The following is an 18,459-nucleotide window of genomic DNA, read 5'->3' as shown; positions in this document are numbered from 1 at the left end:
AAAGCTACAAACCAAACAATTTAGGTTGTATACAATATATAAAGCATAAGCGAATAATAAACAATTCCTTGCAAATAATAATTGAGCGATTTCGATAAAATGAAAATTTATAGTTTGGTGTTTATAAAATGATATAAGCATGAGAACGCTAAATTTTTTCTTCCTATTTATTGTCCTATCCCTTGTGTACTGCTGTTCAAATTCGCCTAAAAGTGATGGAGTTGATTACTTCTCCAAATCTGGTATCGAAATCCCGAAATATAGTAATGACGAAGTAAATAATCATCTAAACGATTTCAAAAATCTTTGGAATGTACTTTCAACGGCATTAAAAAATGATGATAAATCATATTCACCCGAATTAAGCATCCAGTTTTCTGACTGGACGATAAAGGCACTTAAATTAGAAGATAAGCTTAAACGTGATGAGCGCAAAACCTATTACGGATTTATAGAGGACCTTACAAAAAAGTGGGATGAAAAAAGAAACAATCTAGATTAATGAAAATGGCTCCAAAAATAATTTTGAGGATTATTCCTTTGTTTCTGTTGCTTTGTTTGGCTAAACCAATTTACGCCCAACTACCAGAAGAAATTAAGTGGAAACACCTGCAAAAGGATTACAATGCCGATAGCAGCGAATTAGTGCTCAGCTTAAATAACAAGCTTTTACAAGGCAAGTACAAAATTCCATTTGATGAAGGTGGTTTTGCGCTTTACAATATCAAAAAGGGTATAATTACTGGCGAGGCCTTTTGGTATTCGCAAGGCGGAAGAATGGAATGCAAACTTTACTACAAAAACGGCGTTCGTAATGGGCTAAAAGAAAATTACGATAATGAAGGTAAAGTTTGGTTACGCCAGGACTATAAGGATGGCAAAAAAAACGGTGCCAGCGAAATGTACAGCAATGGTAAATTATCCAATAAATGTGTATACAAAGCTGATAAAAAACATGGTTTATCTCAAACCTTCTCTGGCGACCAAGTGATAACCGAAGCTTATTATGAAAACGATTTGAAGAATGGAACATCTAAAAATTATGGTTTAGATGGGAAATTAACTACAGAAATCAATTATAAAGATGATAAGCGAAATGGTGTGTATCGTGTTTATAATGATGGGCAAGTGACGACCGAAACCAATTATAAAGATAATTTGCAAAACGGTTTATCAACTATGTACACGCTTGGTAAAAAAAGCATGGATACCGAATTTTTGAATGGTAAACGTCATGGCGTTTCACACATGTACAAACCAGATGGATCAGTCCTTTTTACACATTACTACTTTAATGGAGAAAAAGTAACTGAAGCAATTTACAAGCAAGCGCAAAGATAAGGTTTGTAGAAAACGTTCCAAAAATCTTGAAGAAATTATCATCGCAAACGACTTCCTTAGAAATTGCGCAGTCGTTAGCCAAACTTAAAAGCGTTTAGGTTGCTAGATTTATGACGTTTACACCACAAGTATTAGTATAAACTTGAATTGGCTAAATACAACTAAAATTAGTATCAAACGGCTCAGACTTACAAATTTAAATACTACAATAACAATAAATTTTAAACTTAACAAAAAACAGAATGAAGAAAATGCTATTTATCGCTCTTGCATCAGCTATGCTTATTTCATGTAGCCAAAACAAAGAAAAAGGAAAAGTTGTAACGTTTGAAGAATACCATGCCTTAAATCAAAAAGAAGAAAATAATGGGAAACGATTTGCCATTGTCGGTTATCCTTTTGTTGACGGCGATATCACAGTAAAAAGTACATTGTCTAACGATAGCCAATTGCCGCATATCGCTTTTTATGATGAGCCAGGTGGAAAAGGAAAAATGATTGCATCGCTACCTATGGGTAATGGAAAAGGGAAAAATGAATTTGACGCACCCGGTACATTTACAATGGATCAGGTTGTATTTTACGATAACGAAGGAAAACCCTTAAAATACACAGATAAAATGGAAGTATCTTTTACTATGGATTTACAAGTTGATAGAAGCAAAACAACTATGAACGACAAATCTGTTTATTATGGCGGTCCAAGCGAAACAAGAATAGATAAAGCGAATTAAAAGGTTAATTGAAACTGAACATTTTAATACCAAAGGTTAATTTTTCATCAAACCGTACATATCGCATGAAAAAGTAGTAATTCCATTCACACTAAGAAGGATTACAGCCACTGAACCCGAAAAAGCCCCAAACATGGGTGAGTACGCCTGGAAATGGGACAACTTAGAATAGACCTGATTAAATAATATTACTATTAACATAGTGCCTGCGATAGGTTAAAGAAAAACGAAGTCACCTTTAAAATATCGCAGGTTATGATCATTTTTCTTATGGGATTTTTTGATAAAATATTGGGACAAAACGATAAAGCTGAACAGCCAAAAGAAACATTGCAAACACCAAGTATACCAATCTGTAAAACCGAACAAGAACTTATAGAACAGTTTGGCGGTATTGCGTTCGATAAGCAAATTGATTTAGGCGATGTAATCGGCAGCAATAATTGGAATGTTGACATGACAAAGGGAGAAATTAGCTTTGGCGCAGATTTGGCGTTTCCTATCCAGGTTTTAGGAACATTCTCACATTCATCTCAAACCTGGCTTTGGGCTTGGGCAAATACAAAATCCGGATTGCCTGAAAGCATTATGCAACAAGCAAACCAACTAAAAAAATATGGTGACGAAAACGATATAGATCTGCTAAGTATTAACCAATTTGATGCAACAAATGCTGATTTACACTTAATTGGATCGGTAGCTTCGGGCATGTTTAACACCAGTGGTTATTATATCGCCGACTATGGCGAAGGCGCAATGGTGGTTACCATACAAAGTGAAAAAGTAGATAAAATTCGCCGGCACAATCACCACAGAATTGCAACCGTTTTTCCCCAATTGATTTCGCAATTTGAGATGAACCACAAATTGGCGCTAACCAATTATCTAGCCTCAAAAGGCTATCAAATTTCTGAGTATGGAGCCAAGTTAGTTGCTGCAAAAAACGGACAAACGATTACAGCCGAGTTCGATGATTTATCGAGATTAACAAAGTTGAAAGGATAAAAATTCAGCACAAAATGATAGAAATTTTTAAACAAAAAAGCGAACAATTATTTAGTCAAGTAACAAACGATTAAAGGTGGGGTATCAATAACCAAACCTTATTTAATGTTTTTGCTTTAAGTTATTATGGCTATAGCTTCGGGATCGGAAATTTATTATGCTTTCTAGATCCAACCGGAATAAACGCATTTGTAAAACATTAATTAATTGAACTAGGTGCTGGAGAAAAATATGTAAGTGGCTTAATTGATTTTGCCTACGATACATTTTTGCAGCCAACAGAAGGGATTAATGCCCAATTGGTAGGAATTGGACACAGTCATTTTTCGGCAGAAGATACAACTGAACTAACCAGTGCGATATTTAATCATGCAAAAAGTATTCAACAAGCTTAGGCTTATAATTTAAAACAACAATCAAAATGAAAAATTCCTATACGGTTTTAATGCTTTTCCTAATCATAACGCCTTTTGCGGCGTGTGGTCCAACTATTTCTGGCAAAGATGAGAAAGCTTTTAAAAGCTCAAAAGCTAAGATGGAAGAAAAACTAGATAAAGAAGAAAGAGAAAACCTGGAGAAAGCTTTGCGAATAATCGTTGTAAAAGCGATGAAAGAGAAATGGAATTCTCCGGAGAAATATGAAGGAAAATCATTCGACAAAATTTCTATGGAGATAATTGATGGCAAAAGCTATAGCGCAATCATCAGCTATGCTGAGGATTTTTTAAAAGCCGATAGGGATGAAAAGATTGCCAACAAAACAGCCGAAATAGATAGTTTGGAGAAAGATAAGCTGAAGGCGGTTAAAATAACTCAGCAGATAGATGCTTTTAAATTAACTAAAATCTCCATTAGTGAAGATGTGTTTTTTTCGGATGATCCCAAACAGCCTTTTTTGGATTTAACTTTTACAAACACTTTTAAAGAAAATTTAATCGGAGAGTATATGTTATACATTAATATTTATTCCAAAAAAACAGGAGAATTAATAGCTTCAGAAGGTCAGGGAGGTACCTGGAATGATGATTATGTTTTAAAACCGAATGAAAATTTCGATTATCACCAACCCTTGCTACATAATGCGGTTCAGCATTCTAACTTATGGAAAACTGCAAAATATCCTATCACCGATTTTTCTCCATATGATTTGGTAATCAAAGCTTACGCCACTAAAATAACCACTAAAAAAGGTGGAACCATTGAAAGACCAAAAGCGGATGTCACTTATTTTGATGCTGAAATTAAAAAGCTAAACGAAGAAATTAAAGCACTTAAAGTAACCAAAGCAACTTTAGATGAATTAGAATTGACTGATAAAATGTGAAAATATGCAAAAGTTTAAAGCACATTTATGTTTGATATGGTTGGGTTGCATTTTGCTTAGTTTTCAATCTTGCGTTTCGCGGCTTAGGCGACCAGAAATTACTGGCGTAATTGTAGATTACGATAAAAACCCCATTGCCAATTGCACGGTTGGCGAAGCTTTAACAGATAAAAAAGGAAGGTTTAAGCTTGCTGAAGAACGTTACAATGCATTTTTGCTAACTGAAATATTTGCTATGGAAGCTCCTCCCTTAATGGTTTTTGAGCCGGTAGAAAAAGAAGGCTTTGAAAAAGATGCGGTTTCAATGTATAGTACAAGAGGCGGTGGGCAATCAAAAGGTGCGAAATATAAAATTGATACTATTTTTCTAAGAAGAACAAACGAAACATTTGATATATCAGCTTTGCTAAAAAATAGCGATTGGAAGTTAGCCTTTAACAAACAGGCTGATACTATTTATTTGCTTAAAAATGGTTTCAGAGAATGGTGTAAAACAGATAGGTGCAGTCCGTTTTACAGCGAGTATCAAAGGCTTGTAGACAACGCCTATACTGGTGCTAAAAATCTCCCAGAGGGAATGATTAGGAGAATGATAGAGGTGAGGTTTGATGCCCAAAAATCACCATTTGAAATAAATATGATTTGCGAATATAATAGCACTTTCGATGGGCCAAACCGACCACCGGATACCACAAATACAAAAGGGAGCTATCAGGTTTTGAACAATACGAAAATGCTATTCGATGCAGGCAAACTCAAAGCGCTTACGGGGAAATACAATATCTCTGATGTAGATTTATATCAAATGAAATTAACGAAGTTGAAATGAAAAAAATCGGCGTATTTTTATTCATTTTATTTGGCTTAGCAAAAAATGTTACGGCGCAAATTAAAACAGAAAGCTTATATAAAAAAGCTGATGAACCTGCTGGTTTAATTTATAGCATCGATAACCCCTCTATCTTATATAACAATATCAAAATTGAACTTTTTAAACCTATTAAACAGGTTATCTTCATGTGCCCAACATTGGAATTAAACTCGACCGATGGTAAAAATTTTCGTTCTAAAAATGGTTTGGTGAGCCTTTCCACTGTTAAATATAAAGGTGTTGATTATATCATTGAAATACAGGTTGATGACAGCAAATTGAATGACAAGGAAGTAAAAAATTATGGTATTATATTGGTTGATGGGTTTCCGGTAATGATTAACCATGATCCAATAGAAACCACGGATGCATTTAATAAGAAAACAATTGATATGGCCCATCAAATTAGTGGTTATGCTAGATATGGATCTTACAGGTTTAGGTTGCAAAAGGTAGATAATGAATTGCTACAGATTGCCAATTTAAATTATCCGAAAGCTTATGTCGAAAAATTACAACAGAAAAGTATTAATTTTTCTTTTAGATGGGAAAATGATTTTGCAAGATATAGTTATAAAATTGCTTTTTATATTGATGGTATCGATCCAGATAAAAAAGGCCTAGAAGCGCCAAGAGGGAATTAAAATGACGGTAATCATCATCTTGTTTTTTATTATTTGTCCCATTGCTGGCTATCTATTCTACAAGCGGGTAAGGCGAAAGGCAACACCTGCAGTCGTTATTGGGGAGTTTATTTTTATTGGTCTTTTTATCCTGTCTGCCGGTTTATTCGGTTTAGGATGGCTATTTAATGGAGATGATTATTACGATGCAATAGACCCTGTAGATGGTGGCTATACCCCTTTTGCCTCCAGACATTTACCGACGCTTTTAGTGTTTTTTGTACTCGCAGTTTTTGGCTTAATTAAACTTTGGTATAAAGGTAGGGCATTACCTCCTTTGTTATTTTCGCTATTTGTGGTTTTTGTTATTATTGGAATTCCAATTAGTATTGCTGTGATTATCCAAACCAGTACTAATACGGAGCAAAGTGGCGAAGCTTTTTTATTTGCTTTATTGCCGTTCTCTTATATTGTTACTGCCGTCGTGGTATTAACTAAAATAGTTATTCCCGAAGCAGATACAGCCAATACAAAAAGTTATCGAAATAAATTTTTAAATTACTTAAATCAAAAATTAGCTAGAACAGGAAGGCAACCCTTATTGATTTTTGCAGTGCTCATTCCTGTTTTCGCAATCATAGTGGCTGTTTTAATGCTTTTCGGTCAAGATGCTAACTCCATAACCAAAGTTTTTACAGAAACCACAACTTGGACATTTTCACAAAAAACACATCCACCTTTTTTAGGGCATAATGGTCATTATTTATGTACTGTTGCCGTTTGCGGAACGCCTGCAATTGTAAAACCTTTACGCTTAGGTAAAAGACATGGCCACGAAATTATTGTGAACAGACAGTTGTTAATTGCCAATGCTTTTGAGGAGCTGATACAAGAACATTCACCTCGTTTACACAAAGTGATGAGAGGTTTTTACGATAAATATGGTTACCCGCTATCGCGAAAAATTACGACAGCCAAGGCTTCAAACGCAGTTTATATCTTAATGAAACCTTTAGAATATTTCTTTTTGATGGTGCTGTACTTGTGTAGTGCAAAACCCGAAGAAAAAATTAACAAACAATATGCGATATAAGAATAAAGCTGAAAGACTAAAGATTAAAGCAGATAGACTAAAATAGAAAATAACCAAACAATATGAAATTTAAAATAACTGCCCTTTTCCTGTTGTTTGTCTCGTTTAGCTGCATCGGGCAAGAAGTAAAACCTAAAAAAATGGAAGAGAAAGTGAGCACAGTTCCCGTAGAACCTTTAGGTTTAATTAAACAGCGGAAACCAGTTGGCGATTTTATGCCCGATTTTAATGTAGAAACAGATTTTTTAATTGCAAAAATTGGTAACGAGCAGTACACTATTAAATCTTCGGACTTAGTGCCATTAGTTTTAGATGTGAGTTGGATGAGCAGTATTCCACGTTGGAACGCCTACATCAGTTATTACAAGGAAGGCAGAAATGTTTACACCAATGCGCAATATGTATTAAATATCGACCCGAAAAACCTTGATCCGAAAATTTTTAAAAAGCTTAAATATCATAAAGAAATTATTGAGGATGAAGCGAAGTATGTAGCCAAGCGAAAAGAACTTGAAAAATCTAATGAAGGGAGATGGTATGAAAGAAAACGTTACTTTATTGAACACGAGACGAATAAATACTTCCTATATTTTATTGTGCATATGCCTTTAACTCTTGCCGAATTAACGGCCTTGCGCTCGAAGTTAGCAGATTATAATCCCGCTGAATATTATCGTGCTGATGGTAAAGAGAAATTCGAGAACAGTATTAAAAGCAGAACTATCGAATATGATCGTTGCGAATATTATTTTGCCAGCGCTGATGATAAAAAGTGGGTTTATAGAGGTTATAATGCTAACAATGAAGACCAATTTCTGGTGCCTGTAAAAATTTATTGCGGGTTAACTGTAGATGATTGTCGAGCAAAATTTGATGCCAAAGCGATGCAACTATTTTACGGCGCACCCATTGGGATTTATAAAGGAGCAGAGGAAAAAAATGAAGCCTATATTTTAGAATGGTTCGATTATTAAGATAACACGATCGTCATTGCCAGCTTGACTGGCAATCTTAATGCGATTGTATCGGACTAAATCCTTTTATCGCTTTAAGATTCCCGTTTTCACGCGAATGACGATCAAATTTAACAAACGATGAAAAAAATAATTATCATACTATTATCAGCACTGTCTTTTTTTGAATTAAAAGCCCAAGATGCAAAAGTAACTTCAATTATAAATTTCACAGGATTGATCGATAAATATCCGATAGAAATGAAATTGGAAATGAACCAAAAGAGTGATAGCGTAGCTGGCGAATATTACTACAAACAGAATGGCATTACCGAGAAAATAATTCTCGAGGGCAAATTAATAGATGGCGAACTCAACCTGCAAGAAAGCACTTACAACATCACAAAGCGGAAATATGAAAACACCGGAAAATTCAGGCTTAATTATATAGACCAGATTTATTTGAGCGGCAGTTGGCAAAAACCTGGTAAAAACGCAGCATATCTAACCGTAAAATTGACAGCTAGAGAAAATTTAAAGGCATTTAATCCTTCCAATTACGTTTTTCAGTACTCAAGAAACCGAGCAAAGCTAGATAACCTTCCAGCCGATGCGCAATATTATTTCAATCTGGTTTTGCTCAAGGTCTTCGTAAACAAAAGCCAGCGCTGGATTTTTACAGATTTTCATGATGTTTTTATGAAAGAATCCGAAGTTTTGCTCGAGGATCTGAATTTTGATGGTTATCTCGATATTAAAATCCCCATCTATTACCCAGGCGTAGCGAAAGGGGATTACTCCTTCCTGTATTTTATCTATAAACCCGAAAAACGTGGATTTATCCAAAGCAAAAGGTTGAATGATTTAGGTGTGATATTTTTTGATGCCGTTAAAAAAGAAGCCCAAACCATAGATGCAGATGGAAGCGGAAACGAAGGAACACAATATTACCGATGGCAAAATGGAAAGCTGTTTTTAGTGAAAGAGGAGCGGGTTTACGAAAATGACAACTACACGCATTTAACCTATTACAAGATCGAAAACGGCAAATCTGTATTGGTTAAAACCGAAAAGAAAAAGTAAGGGGTTTAAGGCATTTGTTTACGAATAATAAAGCAAGAGCAACAAATTTATAAAATGCTAAAGCGAATAATTATTATTTATAGAGAGAATGGGAAAGGAAGTTATCTTCAATGAAAAAAACTCTCGAATATGGAAAATAATAAGGAAATTCAAACTGCCGAGCAATTAAAATCTGCTGCGATCGGATTCATTGGCGCAGGAATATTTAGTCAGGGAACATTGTATTTTCAACCTCAATCTAACTACAACATTCCCCGCATTTTATACCCTGTATTTATTTATTTAGGAAATACTGGACTGGCGGTAACAATGGTTTTGCTCGGGCTTGCACTATTGTTTTTCGGCCTTAAGAAATGGATGGGCCATGGAGGAAAAATTGGCTTATACGCCTTGGTGTCGTTGGCCTCGCTTGCGCTGTTTTTTTCTATTCTAATTTTTACGGGAAAGAAAAAAACGAGCACAGAGGAGTTAGTGAAAACTTCGGAAGAAAACCGACAAAAGGGAATTGAAAAAATCAATGCCATGGAAAAACCAGATTTCGGTAATCCAGAAGTTGATCAGCACTTTGCATCATTCGAAATACTTTTACAAGAATATTCAACTGCCTTTAAAAATAAAAGCAAAGCCGAAATTGCAGCAAAGGAAAAAGCTTATATGGATTGGAGCAGTAAATCAGCAGGTTTAATCCAAAAGCTGAATACGCCAGAGCAAAAACAACAATTTGCACTGTATTTAGCCAAATTATCCATGAAATGGCAGGAAGTGAAGTAGATGCAACCATTTAAACCCGTCATTCGGAACGAGTTTTCAATAGAGCCAGTTCCGTTTTATCGGAAAGGAATCTCCAAGCTATCAGCACAAAATGTTGTTAAAGCAGTAAAAATACGAAACAGATATCTCCTCGCTGCGCTGCGTTCGATATGACGAGAGCGCCAGTCAAAAAAAAATAACCTACCCAAAAAATGCAGATCACTTTAAATTATGCTTAGGCTGTTTTTAATTGAACAAAAACACATTAAAACAATGAAGTTTCATGGAAAAGAAATTTAGATAAATCACAAATATATATGGGTATCTATAGGAAAAATATCTTAGTAATCTTACTGGCAATTGCAGGCTTTATCTTAAGCATTGCCTATGGATATTTTTTCCGCAATTTTATCCGCCAACCTGACTTCAAGTTGAAAGACAGCCAATATAAATTGCTGCCAGAAGGGGTAAAGACGGAAAGATACAGTGTGACTCGTCTTTTCAAAAAATCCTATAGAAATAATCTTTCGAAGCCTTATTATTTCGCTTCAAGAAAGAATATCATTTTTATTGAGCATCATGAAGATAAGAGGAAACAATCATTTTATAGATTAGATAGCTTAGGAAATGTAGCCGATAGCATTACATTCAACAACGATTATAGTACTATAATCCGTGGCGATTATATAGTGCAAAACACAGCATATTCAAGCTGGATATTAGATGGCGATACGACCACTAAAAAATATATTGAGCTTAACGCAAGTGTTGACTGGCCAGAAGATAAAGTTGAAGAGGAATTTTCCAGACTAAATCAAAAGGCTACAGACGTTTTCTATTTCAAATTCGATCGCTTATGGAAGTACGATGATTCAAATAGAAATCGTGAAATAGATAAGGCCATATTTTTAATTAACGGAAAATGGCTTGCACTTTATGGTAAGAAATTGTATGTAAATCTTGATGACCTCCCTGGCGCCCAATTGCCAAATCTGGTTCCTGATAGTAAAGCCTTTGATAAACCTAACTCAATCGTCTATGTTGCTGATTATCAAAGAATAAACCTGGTAAAAGAAGACAGCTGGTACGGAGTCGCTTACATCAATTTATTTTATAAAACAGATACAATTAAAATAAAGGCAAAGTTATTCCAGAATGAAAAGCCAAAAAACGATCAAGGGAAGTATCCTACATACAATTTTAGCTACTATAGACCTAAAAATCTGTCATACGCACTCCTCTATGAAGACGATGTTTATTATATCATTAAACCCAGAAATAGTAATGAAAATTAAGCTGTCATTTATTAAAGCCTTGTTAATTGCAATAATAACTACCATTGGCTTTCTGATTTATGTATTCATAAATCCTGAGTTAAATAGTGGTTATGGAGGCCTATTTTTTTTAAGCATTAGCCCAGCTGTGTTAGTTGGTGTAGTTGTTTATTGTTATATCATTAAATTTTTCGATCATGCAGGGTTATTGGCGCCACATTTCATCTTTAGGTTCTCGATACCATTTTTAGTGACCTCACTAGGGATTTGGATTGCTGTTAACAGTGGAGACGATCCGCTGATCGAGGCTTTTCAACAATATAGTTTCCATGATTATATTAGTTACTGTTTCAATTTCGCTTTGTCGGCTCTTTTGCCATTAGCAATAGTTTTTGCGGCCATTACTGGAATGCTGGAGATGGGTAATAATGAAGTAGTACAAGAATAAATAAACAATAAAATGATGAAAAAATATTTAATACTGTGCATAGTTTTTAGTCTTTTGGCTTCAAGTTGCCATAGTGAGCAAAAACCTATTGAAGCGAATGACAAACGCGATATTAATGTATCTAAGTTCGATACAGCTACCAAAACTATTCATGTTTTTGTAGCCCTTTGCGATAACAAATATCAAGGCATTGTTCCTGTACCAAAAGCCATTGGCAATGGACAAGATCCAAATAATAATTTGTATTGGGGATGTGCAAATGGAATCAGGAGCTATTTCAAAAAAAGTAAAGAGTGGAAGTTGCTAAAAACGCAAAAGCTGGATAAAATACGAATGGAACGTTTGGTTTTTAAACACGTTAGCAAACATTATTACCTTGTTGCAGATGCGTATGACGGGCAATACATTAAAAAAACAACTACAGATTTTCTTTATAGTGCCGCAGGGCAGTTGAAAGATACTATCAAAATTAATAAAACAACCATTGGAATAAACGGTAATGCAAAAATGGTGGCTTACATTGGCCATGATGGTTTAATGGATTTTCAGCTGAATGAAAATTTTAGCAACGCTGATGGCAAAAAACGAGATGCCATTATTTTGGCCTGCATCAGTAAAAAATATTTTGCACCCCATTTAAGCCAGGCAAAAGCAAATCCACTACTATGGACAACCGGATTAATGGCGCCCGAAGCTTATACTTTGCATGATGCTTTGAGCAGTTATATTGCTGGTGGAACTGCCGATAAAATCTGCACCAAAGGCGCTATGGCTTATACAAAATTTCAGAAGTGCAGCTTAAAAGCATCTAAAAATTTATTGGTTACCGGATATTAATTAAGAGTTAAAAGCTCAATTAACCCTATGAAAGGATTCACTTTAATTTTGTTTTTATGCTATGCGATATCCACTTCAGGGCAGCAGAAAAAGGTTGTTTCAGTGGGGTTTATAGCCACTTACGATCAGCTTCCAAAATCATTTCAGTATTTTAGACGCAAAATAGAATGAAGAATTTAATTATAGCAATAGTATTGAGCTGTTCTTTTATTGCATGCACTGAAAGTAAAAAAACAGAGAGCAAGACAGTTATAGGTGGAGATACCGCAAATGTTTTAACTTCTAAAAAAGCTGAAGGAAAGATGCTTCATCAGCATAGATTGATTGAAGAGTTGACGAAGCTACAATCTGCGCTAGAAAATAAAAATCCAGAAGAATTAGGGAACTTTTTTTCATTACCCGTAAGAGATACTGCTTTAATTATTTCTGAGGTAAACCCAGATTTTGATCAACAAAGGGCAGCCAATAATAATCAGTTAACCAAAGAAATGTTAATCCAGCAGTTCTCCAGATTATACGATTATTGGGATTTAACTGAGTTCTCAAATCTTTTTAAGCATTTGAATTTGAAAGAATTGGAGGATAAAAATTACATCAGTAATACCTATCATATCAAAAATGATGGCTGCTATTACATCTATTCCATTAAGGTAATAAATAAAGAAGTCATCATTTCTTATGGAACAAATTCTGATGATGTTTATAGACAACAGCATCCGGATGAGGAAGAGGTTTGTGAAGAATACCAGTGGACATGGATTTTTCTATGGGATGGTCACCATCTTCAAGTTAAGAAACAGCTAATTGCCGGATAATTGACTTGCAGGCAGAGAATGATGTGTCAATACCTTTGCTGTATTGGCTGTGGCTATTGATTGGAGATTTTGAGATCAATCCACATATTGTTTGAATTTTGTAAGTAATACTTTGAATATTGCAATAGGCGACTAACAATTTGCCATTACTTTTGTTGAAGTATAATTACCTAAAATTTAGAAAATGATAGCAACAAGAGGATATGCGGCACAAAACCCTGGTACAGATTTAGCCCCCTGGAATTTCGAACGCCGAGAAGTTGGACCACACGATGTTCAATTTGAAATTTTATTCTGTGGCGTTTGCCATTCAGATTTACACCAAATTAAAAATGATTGGTTTCCTGGAATTTTTCCGATGGTTCCTGGTCATGAAATAGTAGGTAGAGTAATAAAAGTTGGAGACCACGTAAAGAAATTTAAAGTAGGTGATTTAGCTGGAACAGGGTGTATGGTTGATTCTTGTCAGGTTTGCGAGAATTGTAAGCAAGATCTGGAACAATATTGTTTGGAAGGAAATACCCAAACTTACAATGGCTTGGAAAGAGACGGAAAAACTCCCACTTATGGCGGTTACTCTGATTCAATCGTCGTAAGGGAAGAATTTGTATTGCATGTATCTGATAAATTGGACCTTGCCGCTGTTGCCCCACTTTTATGTGCTGGGATCACTACGTATTCTCCACTACGCCATTGGAAAGTTGGCAAAGGCCATAAATTGGCTGTACTTGGTTTGGGTGGACTAGGCCATATGGCGGTTAAGTTCGGCGTTGCTTTCGGAGCTGACGTTACGGTATTAAGTACTTCACCTAAGAAAGAGGAGGATGCAAAAAAACTTGGTGCTCATCATTTTGTGGTAACTACAGATGCGGAACAGGTTAAAGCCGCTATTGGAACTTTCGATTTCATTTTAGACACCGTTTCAGCAGAACACGATTTCAATATGTATTTATCGCTACTTAGAACTAACGGTGTTCATATTTGCGTAGGTGTTCCACCAAAACCGGCAGAAATTGCTGCGTTTAGTTTATTAGGTGGTAGAAAGAGTTTGGCGGGTTCTGGCATTGGCGGCATTGCCGAAACTCAGGAGATGTTAGATTTCTGTGCGGAAAATAACATTGTTTCTGATATTGAAATGATTGATATGAAAGATATTCAGACTGCTTATGAACGAATGGAAAAAGGCGACGTTCGTTATAGATTTGTAATTGATATGGCAACGCTATAAAAAATAGGAAATAAGCACATAGCCCAGTAGATGTCAATTTGCTGGGCTTTTTGTTTTATAAATCGACATTCATCCTCGTTTAGCTTTAGTTTACCATCAGATATTTCTCTCACAAAAAGCTTCGCTTCAGTTGATAAAGCGATCTGCCTCTTGGTTCAATTTATATTTTTTAAAATTTATGATGATAAGATTGTCCATCTTTATGTAGCAACTCGTCCATGTGAATTAGTGTTCGTTACAATTATTTTTGGCTCATACCATTTATAAACATGTTTCTGAGCATTAAAAAAATATACTATCCGAAGGCTTTGGCGTTTTTGCTGTCGGCCCTTTCTCTAAACTTTGCTTCAGCACAGCAAAAAAAATATAATATTGATATTTCCAATGCCGCAAAAGAGATTGTTAATGGTCAACTTAATCTGGGAGGTGTTGATCCACAAGGAAATAAAATCGAGGTAAACAACTACTTTATTTCCTATAATAATCAGGCTATAATTCCAATTACTGGGGAGTTTCATTTTAGTAGATACGCTGAAACTTATTGGGGCGAATCTATTAAGAAAATGAAGGCAGGTGGCATCTCCATGATTGCTACCTATGTTTTCTGGAACATGCATGAAGAAAAAGAAGGTAGCTTCAAGTGGACTGGTAACAGAAATCTAAGAAAGTTTCTTCAACTATGCAAAGCGAACGATATTCAGGTGATCATCAGGATCGGACCATTCTGCCATGGAGAAATTAGAAATGGTGGTTTGCCAGACTGGTTACTGTCAAAGCCATTTTCAATTAGATCCAATGATGCTGGATATTTGGGCTACGTAGATAGGCTGTATAATGAAATTGGCAAACAAATGAAAGGCCTGTTTTTTAAAGATGGCGGCCCCGTTGTAGCCACGCAGTTAGAAAACGAATACCAGCACTCTGCTGCGCCATGGGGAATATCTTATCCTGGAGAGCCTTACGATTTCACAGCTTCGGCAAGAGATCGTGCTGTTACCCATCAGGGTGTAGCGGTTTCCGATGTTAAAAATCCATATGCCGCACTTGGTCAGGATCATATGAAAATGCTTAAAAGTCTTGCCATTAAAAACGGGATAATAACCCCATTGTATACCGCCACCGGTTGGGGAAATGCTGCCATCGTTGAAAATGAAAGCCTGCCCGTTACCGCTGCTTATGCTTATCCAACATGGACAGAGAAGGCCGATATTTCACCATTTTTCTTGTACAAGGATATGACCAAAGTTCCCGATTACGCTCCAATAAGTTATAATCCGCAAGCTTATCCAGCATTTGCAGCAGAGCTTGGTTCAGGAATTATGAGTACCTATAGTAGAAGGCCCACAGTTGCTGCCGAAAGTATGGATGCCTTAATTAATAGGTGTTTAGGAAGTGCGGCCAATGGCCTGGGTTATTACATGTATCATGGTGGTTCTACACCAAAAGGTGAATTTTATTTTAGTGATGAAACTTATGGTTACCCGAAGATTTCATACGATTTTCAGGCTCCTATTGGTGAGTATGGGCAGATTAGGCCAGCGTTCCACCGCTTAAAACTGATCCATTTCTTCTTGAAAGAATTTGGCTATCTTCTGGCTCCGATGGCGGTCACATTACCGCCAGATAATAATAAAATTAAATCAGAAAACTTAGAAACGTTACGCTATTCGGTAAGGTCTGATGGAAAAAGTGGTTTTCTTTTTATCAATAACTTTCAGGATGATGCAAAACCGACCGATAAATCTGGATTAATGGTAAACCTCAATACCAAAACCAGGAAAATTTCTGTTCCAGTCAATCTGAAAAGTGGAGAGAATGCTATATATCCCTTTAACCTCAATATTAATGGGGCAAACCTGAAGTATGCAACTGCCCAGCTGCTCACCAAGTCTAATGGTGCAAATCCTTATTACGTTTTTTTCGCTGATGGACAACAACCTGCAGAGTTGGTGTTTACAAAGTCAGCAGGGCTTAAGATAGTTAACCTCAGCAATTGTAAAGTTTCGCAAGTCGGCAACACAATCAAAATTCTACCAGATCTAAAGTCTTTCGCAGAGGTCAGCATAGAGCTGGCGGGGAAAAAAACGAAGATCTTGATCGTTTCCAAAGCAAAAGCATTGCAATCCTATGTGATATCAGCTGACGATCAAAAAGCCATTTGCTTTTCTGAGGCCATTATTTTAAAAGATAAAGATCAATTGCAACTCCTCTCTTTAGGAAAAGCGAATTTTAATTTATCAGTCTATCCCAAGGGAAGTTTAGTTTTTGAAAATACTTCTGAGATGAAGGTACAGAAGGATAATTTTCCTACCGATCACTATACGGTTTCAGTTCCTGAGGTTAGTCCTGTATTGGATAAAAATTCAACAGCAAAAGATAAGGTTCAGGTTAAGCTGCCGGTTTTAGAAAAGGGATTGAATGATATTTTTCTAAATATTGATTACTTGGGTGATGTTGGCTTAGCTTATCTTGATAATACGCTGGTTGCAGATGATTTTTATAAAGGGCTTCCATGGAATATTGGTTTGAAGCAGTTTATCGGGCAGTCGAAATCAAATGAACTCCAGTTTTATTTCAGACCTATTTACAAAACAGCCCCATACTTGGTAGATCTGTTACCACAGGCTCTACCTAAGTTTGAAAGAGACTCCAAATTAGTCGATATTAAAAAATTAATCTTTGTTCCAGAATACACTTTTACCATCAAAATAAAATAGAATGACACAGACAAATACTGGATTTCACAATGGTTATATCATAGGAATTTCTTTTATATCAGCGCTTGGCGGATATTTATTTGGTTTTGATTTCGCGGTGATTTCAGGGGCATTACCTTTTTTAAGAACTGAATTTCTGCTTAATGCCTGGTGGGAGGGTTTTCTTACGGGCTCATTGGCCCTAGGTTGTATTGTCGGCTGCCTTGCTGCTGGAAAAATTGCAGATGGATATGGGCGAAAACCAGGTCTTGCAATTGCTGCAATCGTGTTTGCTGTTTCATCTGTTGGCATGGCTTTTTCCACAACCTTAAGCGTATTTGTAGCCATGAGGTTTGCGGCTGGTATAGGTGTAGGTATGGCGTCGATGTTGAGCCCGATGTATATCGCCGAGGTATCTCCTGCAAAAGTAAGAGGAAGAAATGTGGCTATCAATCAACTCACGATTGTTATTGGAATATTGATTACCAATTTGGTAAACTACAAACTCGCAGATATTGGACCTGATGCCTGGCGATGGATGTTTGGCTTGGGCGTTGTGCCATCAGTTTTATTTTTGTTAGGCGTGATTTGGCTGCCAGAAAGCCCTAGATGGTTAATTGTTTCCGGGCAAGCTGAAAAAGCAAAAGCCATCCTGAACAAAATTGGGACCCCCCAATACGTAGAATCAACAATGCATGATATTCAGCGTTCCAATGCTGAAAATCCAGGGAAACAAAGTTATGCGGCGGTTTTTGCAAAAGCGGTACGCCCTGCAGTTTTGGTGGGGATTACCCTTGCAGTATTTCAGCAATTATGTGGGATCAATGTCGTTTTCAATTATACTTCAACCATCTTTGAATCTGTTGGGGCCAGCTTAGATAGGCAGCTTTTCGAAACCGTTGCAATCGGAATTGTAAATCTTGTATTTACGTTCCTTGCCATGTGGCAGGTAGACAAACTCGGGCGGAAACCTTTAATGCTTTTCGGTTCAATTGGTTTATCGATTACCTATATTATACTGGCATATTTGCTACAAAGTGGTGCCGCTGCGGGTTTAGTTTCTGTTTTCGTCCTCATTGCGATTAGTATGTATGCCAGCTCTTTGGCGCCGGTTACCTGGGTATTGATTTCTGAAATATTCCCCAATCATATTAGAGGGCTCGCTTCTTCTGTAGCAATTGTATCGCTTTGGGGAGCTTATTTTATTCTAGTTTTCACCTTTCCAATTTTAGCCGAAAAACTCGGTACTTATGGGCCCTTTTACCTGTATGCGGTAATATGCTTTCTTGGGTTTTTGTTCGTGTTGAAAAAGGTAAGGGAAACTAAAGGAAAAACGTTAGAGGAATTGGAAAGCACTTTTGTAGGACATTAAAATTAACATCAA

Annotated in this window: 18 protein-coding genes; all 18 read left to right on the top strand. The window is 36.2% G+C overall.

Translation table 11 applies throughout. The features are described from left to right. The first annotated feature begins 139 nt into the window (after positions 1-139). The 18 genes from ASE92_RS06065 (at position 140) to ASE92_RS05980 (ending at position 18,447) form a co-directional block, all read left to right on the top strand. Positions 140-502: a hypothetical protein gene (locus tag ASE92_RS06065; RefSeq protein ID WP_056849144.1), complete on the top strand. Its 363-nt coding sequence runs from the start codon at positions 140-142 to the stop codon at positions 500-502. A 5-nt stretch (positions 503-507) separates the two neighbouring features. Further along, the gene (locus ASE92_RS06060) at positions 508-1,341 is read left to right on the top strand and encodes a toxin-antitoxin system YwqK family antitoxin (protein WP_235527287.1); all 834 of its coding nucleotides are present in this window, start codon (positions 508-510) and stop codon (positions 1,339-1,341) included. 242 nt (positions 1,342-1,583) lie between these two features. Further along, positions 1,584-2,075, top strand: a complete 492-nt coding sequence (locus ASE92_RS06055; protein WP_056849142.1) for a hypothetical protein — start codon at positions 1,584-1,586, stop codon at positions 2,073-2,075. Positions 2,076-2,330: 255 nt separating this feature from the next. Further along, positions 2,331-3,080: a DUF6882 domain-containing protein gene (locus tag ASE92_RS06050; protein ID WP_157255641.1), complete on the top strand. Its 750-nt coding sequence runs from the start codon at positions 2,331-2,333 to the stop codon at positions 3,078-3,080. 421 nt (positions 3,081-3,501) lie between these two features. Beyond that, positions 3,502-4,404 (top strand): hypothetical protein, encoded by a 903-nt coding sequence (locus ASE92_RS06045; RefSeq protein ID WP_056849140.1) that lies wholly within the window; start codon positions 3,502-3,504, stop codon positions 4,402-4,404. A 4-nt stretch (positions 4,405-4,408) separates the two neighbouring features. Next, entirely contained in the window at positions 4,409-5,233 is an 825-nt protein-coding gene (locus ASE92_RS06040; RefSeq protein ID WP_056849139.1) for a hypothetical protein, read from the top strand. Further along, positions 5,230-5,919, top strand: coding sequence for a hypothetical protein (locus tag ASE92_RS06035; RefSeq protein ID WP_056849138.1), 690 nt, complete (start codon positions 5,230-5,232; stop codon positions 5,917-5,919). The genes ASE92_RS06040 and ASE92_RS06035 overlap by 4 nt, the downstream gene beginning before the upstream one ends. A gap of 1 nt (position 5,920) precedes the next feature. Beyond that, positions 5,921-6,991: a DUF6688 family protein gene (locus tag ASE92_RS06030; protein WP_082454918.1), complete on the top strand. Its 1,071-nt coding sequence runs from the start codon at positions 5,921-5,923 to the stop codon at positions 6,989-6,991. A 62-nt stretch (positions 6,992-7,053) separates the two neighbouring features. After that, the gene (locus ASE92_RS06025; RefSeq protein WP_056849137.1) at positions 7,054-7,965 is read left to right on the top strand and encodes a hypothetical protein; all 912 of its coding nucleotides are present in this window, start codon (positions 7,054-7,056) and stop codon (positions 7,963-7,965) included. A 120-nt stretch (positions 7,966-8,085) separates the two neighbouring features. After that, positions 8,086-9,027, top strand: coding sequence for a hypothetical protein (locus ASE92_RS06020; RefSeq protein ID WP_056849136.1), 942 nt, complete (start codon positions 8,086-8,088; stop codon positions 9,025-9,027). 129 nt (positions 9,028-9,156) lie between these two features. Then, a complete protein-coding gene (locus ASE92_RS06015) occupies positions 9,157-9,798 on the top strand; it encodes a hypothetical protein (RefSeq protein ID WP_056849135.1) in 642 nt (213 codons plus the stop codon). A gap of 296 nt (positions 9,799-10,094) precedes the next feature. Continuing rightward, positions 10,095-11,072 carry a hypothetical protein gene (locus ASE92_RS06010; protein WP_056849134.1) on the top strand — a complete coding sequence of 326 codons (978 nt, stop codon included), beginning with the start codon at positions 10,095-10,097 and terminating at the stop codon, positions 11,070-11,072. Then, positions 11,062-11,499, top strand: coding sequence for a hypothetical protein (locus tag ASE92_RS06005; RefSeq protein ID WP_056849133.1), 438 nt, complete (start codon positions 11,062-11,064; stop codon positions 11,497-11,499). Before ASE92_RS06010 ends, ASE92_RS06005 begins: the two co-directional genes overlap by 11 nt. Before the next feature lie 15 nt (positions 11,500-11,514). Continuing rightward, the gene (locus ASE92_RS06000; protein WP_200926335.1) at positions 11,515-12,336 is read left to right on the top strand and encodes a hypothetical protein; all 822 of its coding nucleotides are present in this window, start codon (positions 11,515-11,517) and stop codon (positions 12,334-12,336) included. A gap of 167 nt (positions 12,337-12,503) precedes the next feature. After that, positions 12,504-13,151 carry a hypothetical protein gene (locus ASE92_RS05995; protein ID WP_056849132.1) on the top strand — a complete coding sequence of 216 codons (648 nt, stop codon included), beginning with the start codon at positions 12,504-12,506 and terminating at the stop codon, positions 13,149-13,151. A gap of 184 nt (positions 13,152-13,335) precedes the next feature. Then, positions 13,336-14,379 carry an NAD(P)-dependent alcohol dehydrogenase gene (locus ASE92_RS05990; RefSeq protein ID WP_056849131.1) on the top strand — a complete coding sequence of 348 codons (1,044 nt, stop codon included), beginning with the start codon at positions 13,336-13,338 and terminating at the stop codon, positions 14,377-14,379. A 269-nt stretch (positions 14,380-14,648) separates the two neighbouring features. After that, complete coding sequence (locus tag ASE92_RS05985; protein ID WP_056849130.1) at positions 14,649-17,096, top strand: beta-galactosidase; 2,448 nt, start codon at positions 14,649-14,651, stop codon at positions 17,094-17,096. A gap of 1 nt (position 17,097) precedes the next feature. Beyond that, positions 17,098-18,447, top strand: coding sequence for a sugar porter family MFS transporter (locus ASE92_RS05980; RefSeq protein WP_056849129.1), 1,350 nt, complete (start codon positions 17,098-17,100; stop codon positions 18,445-18,447). Positions 18,448-18,459: the final 12 nt, after the last annotated feature.

The organism is Pedobacter sp. Leaf41, assembly GCF_001422545.1.
Taxonomy (GTDB): domain Bacteria; phylum Bacteroidota; class Bacteroidia; order Sphingobacteriales; family Sphingobacteriaceae; genus Pedobacter.
This window is presented reverse-complemented; position numbering and strand designations above follow the sequence as displayed.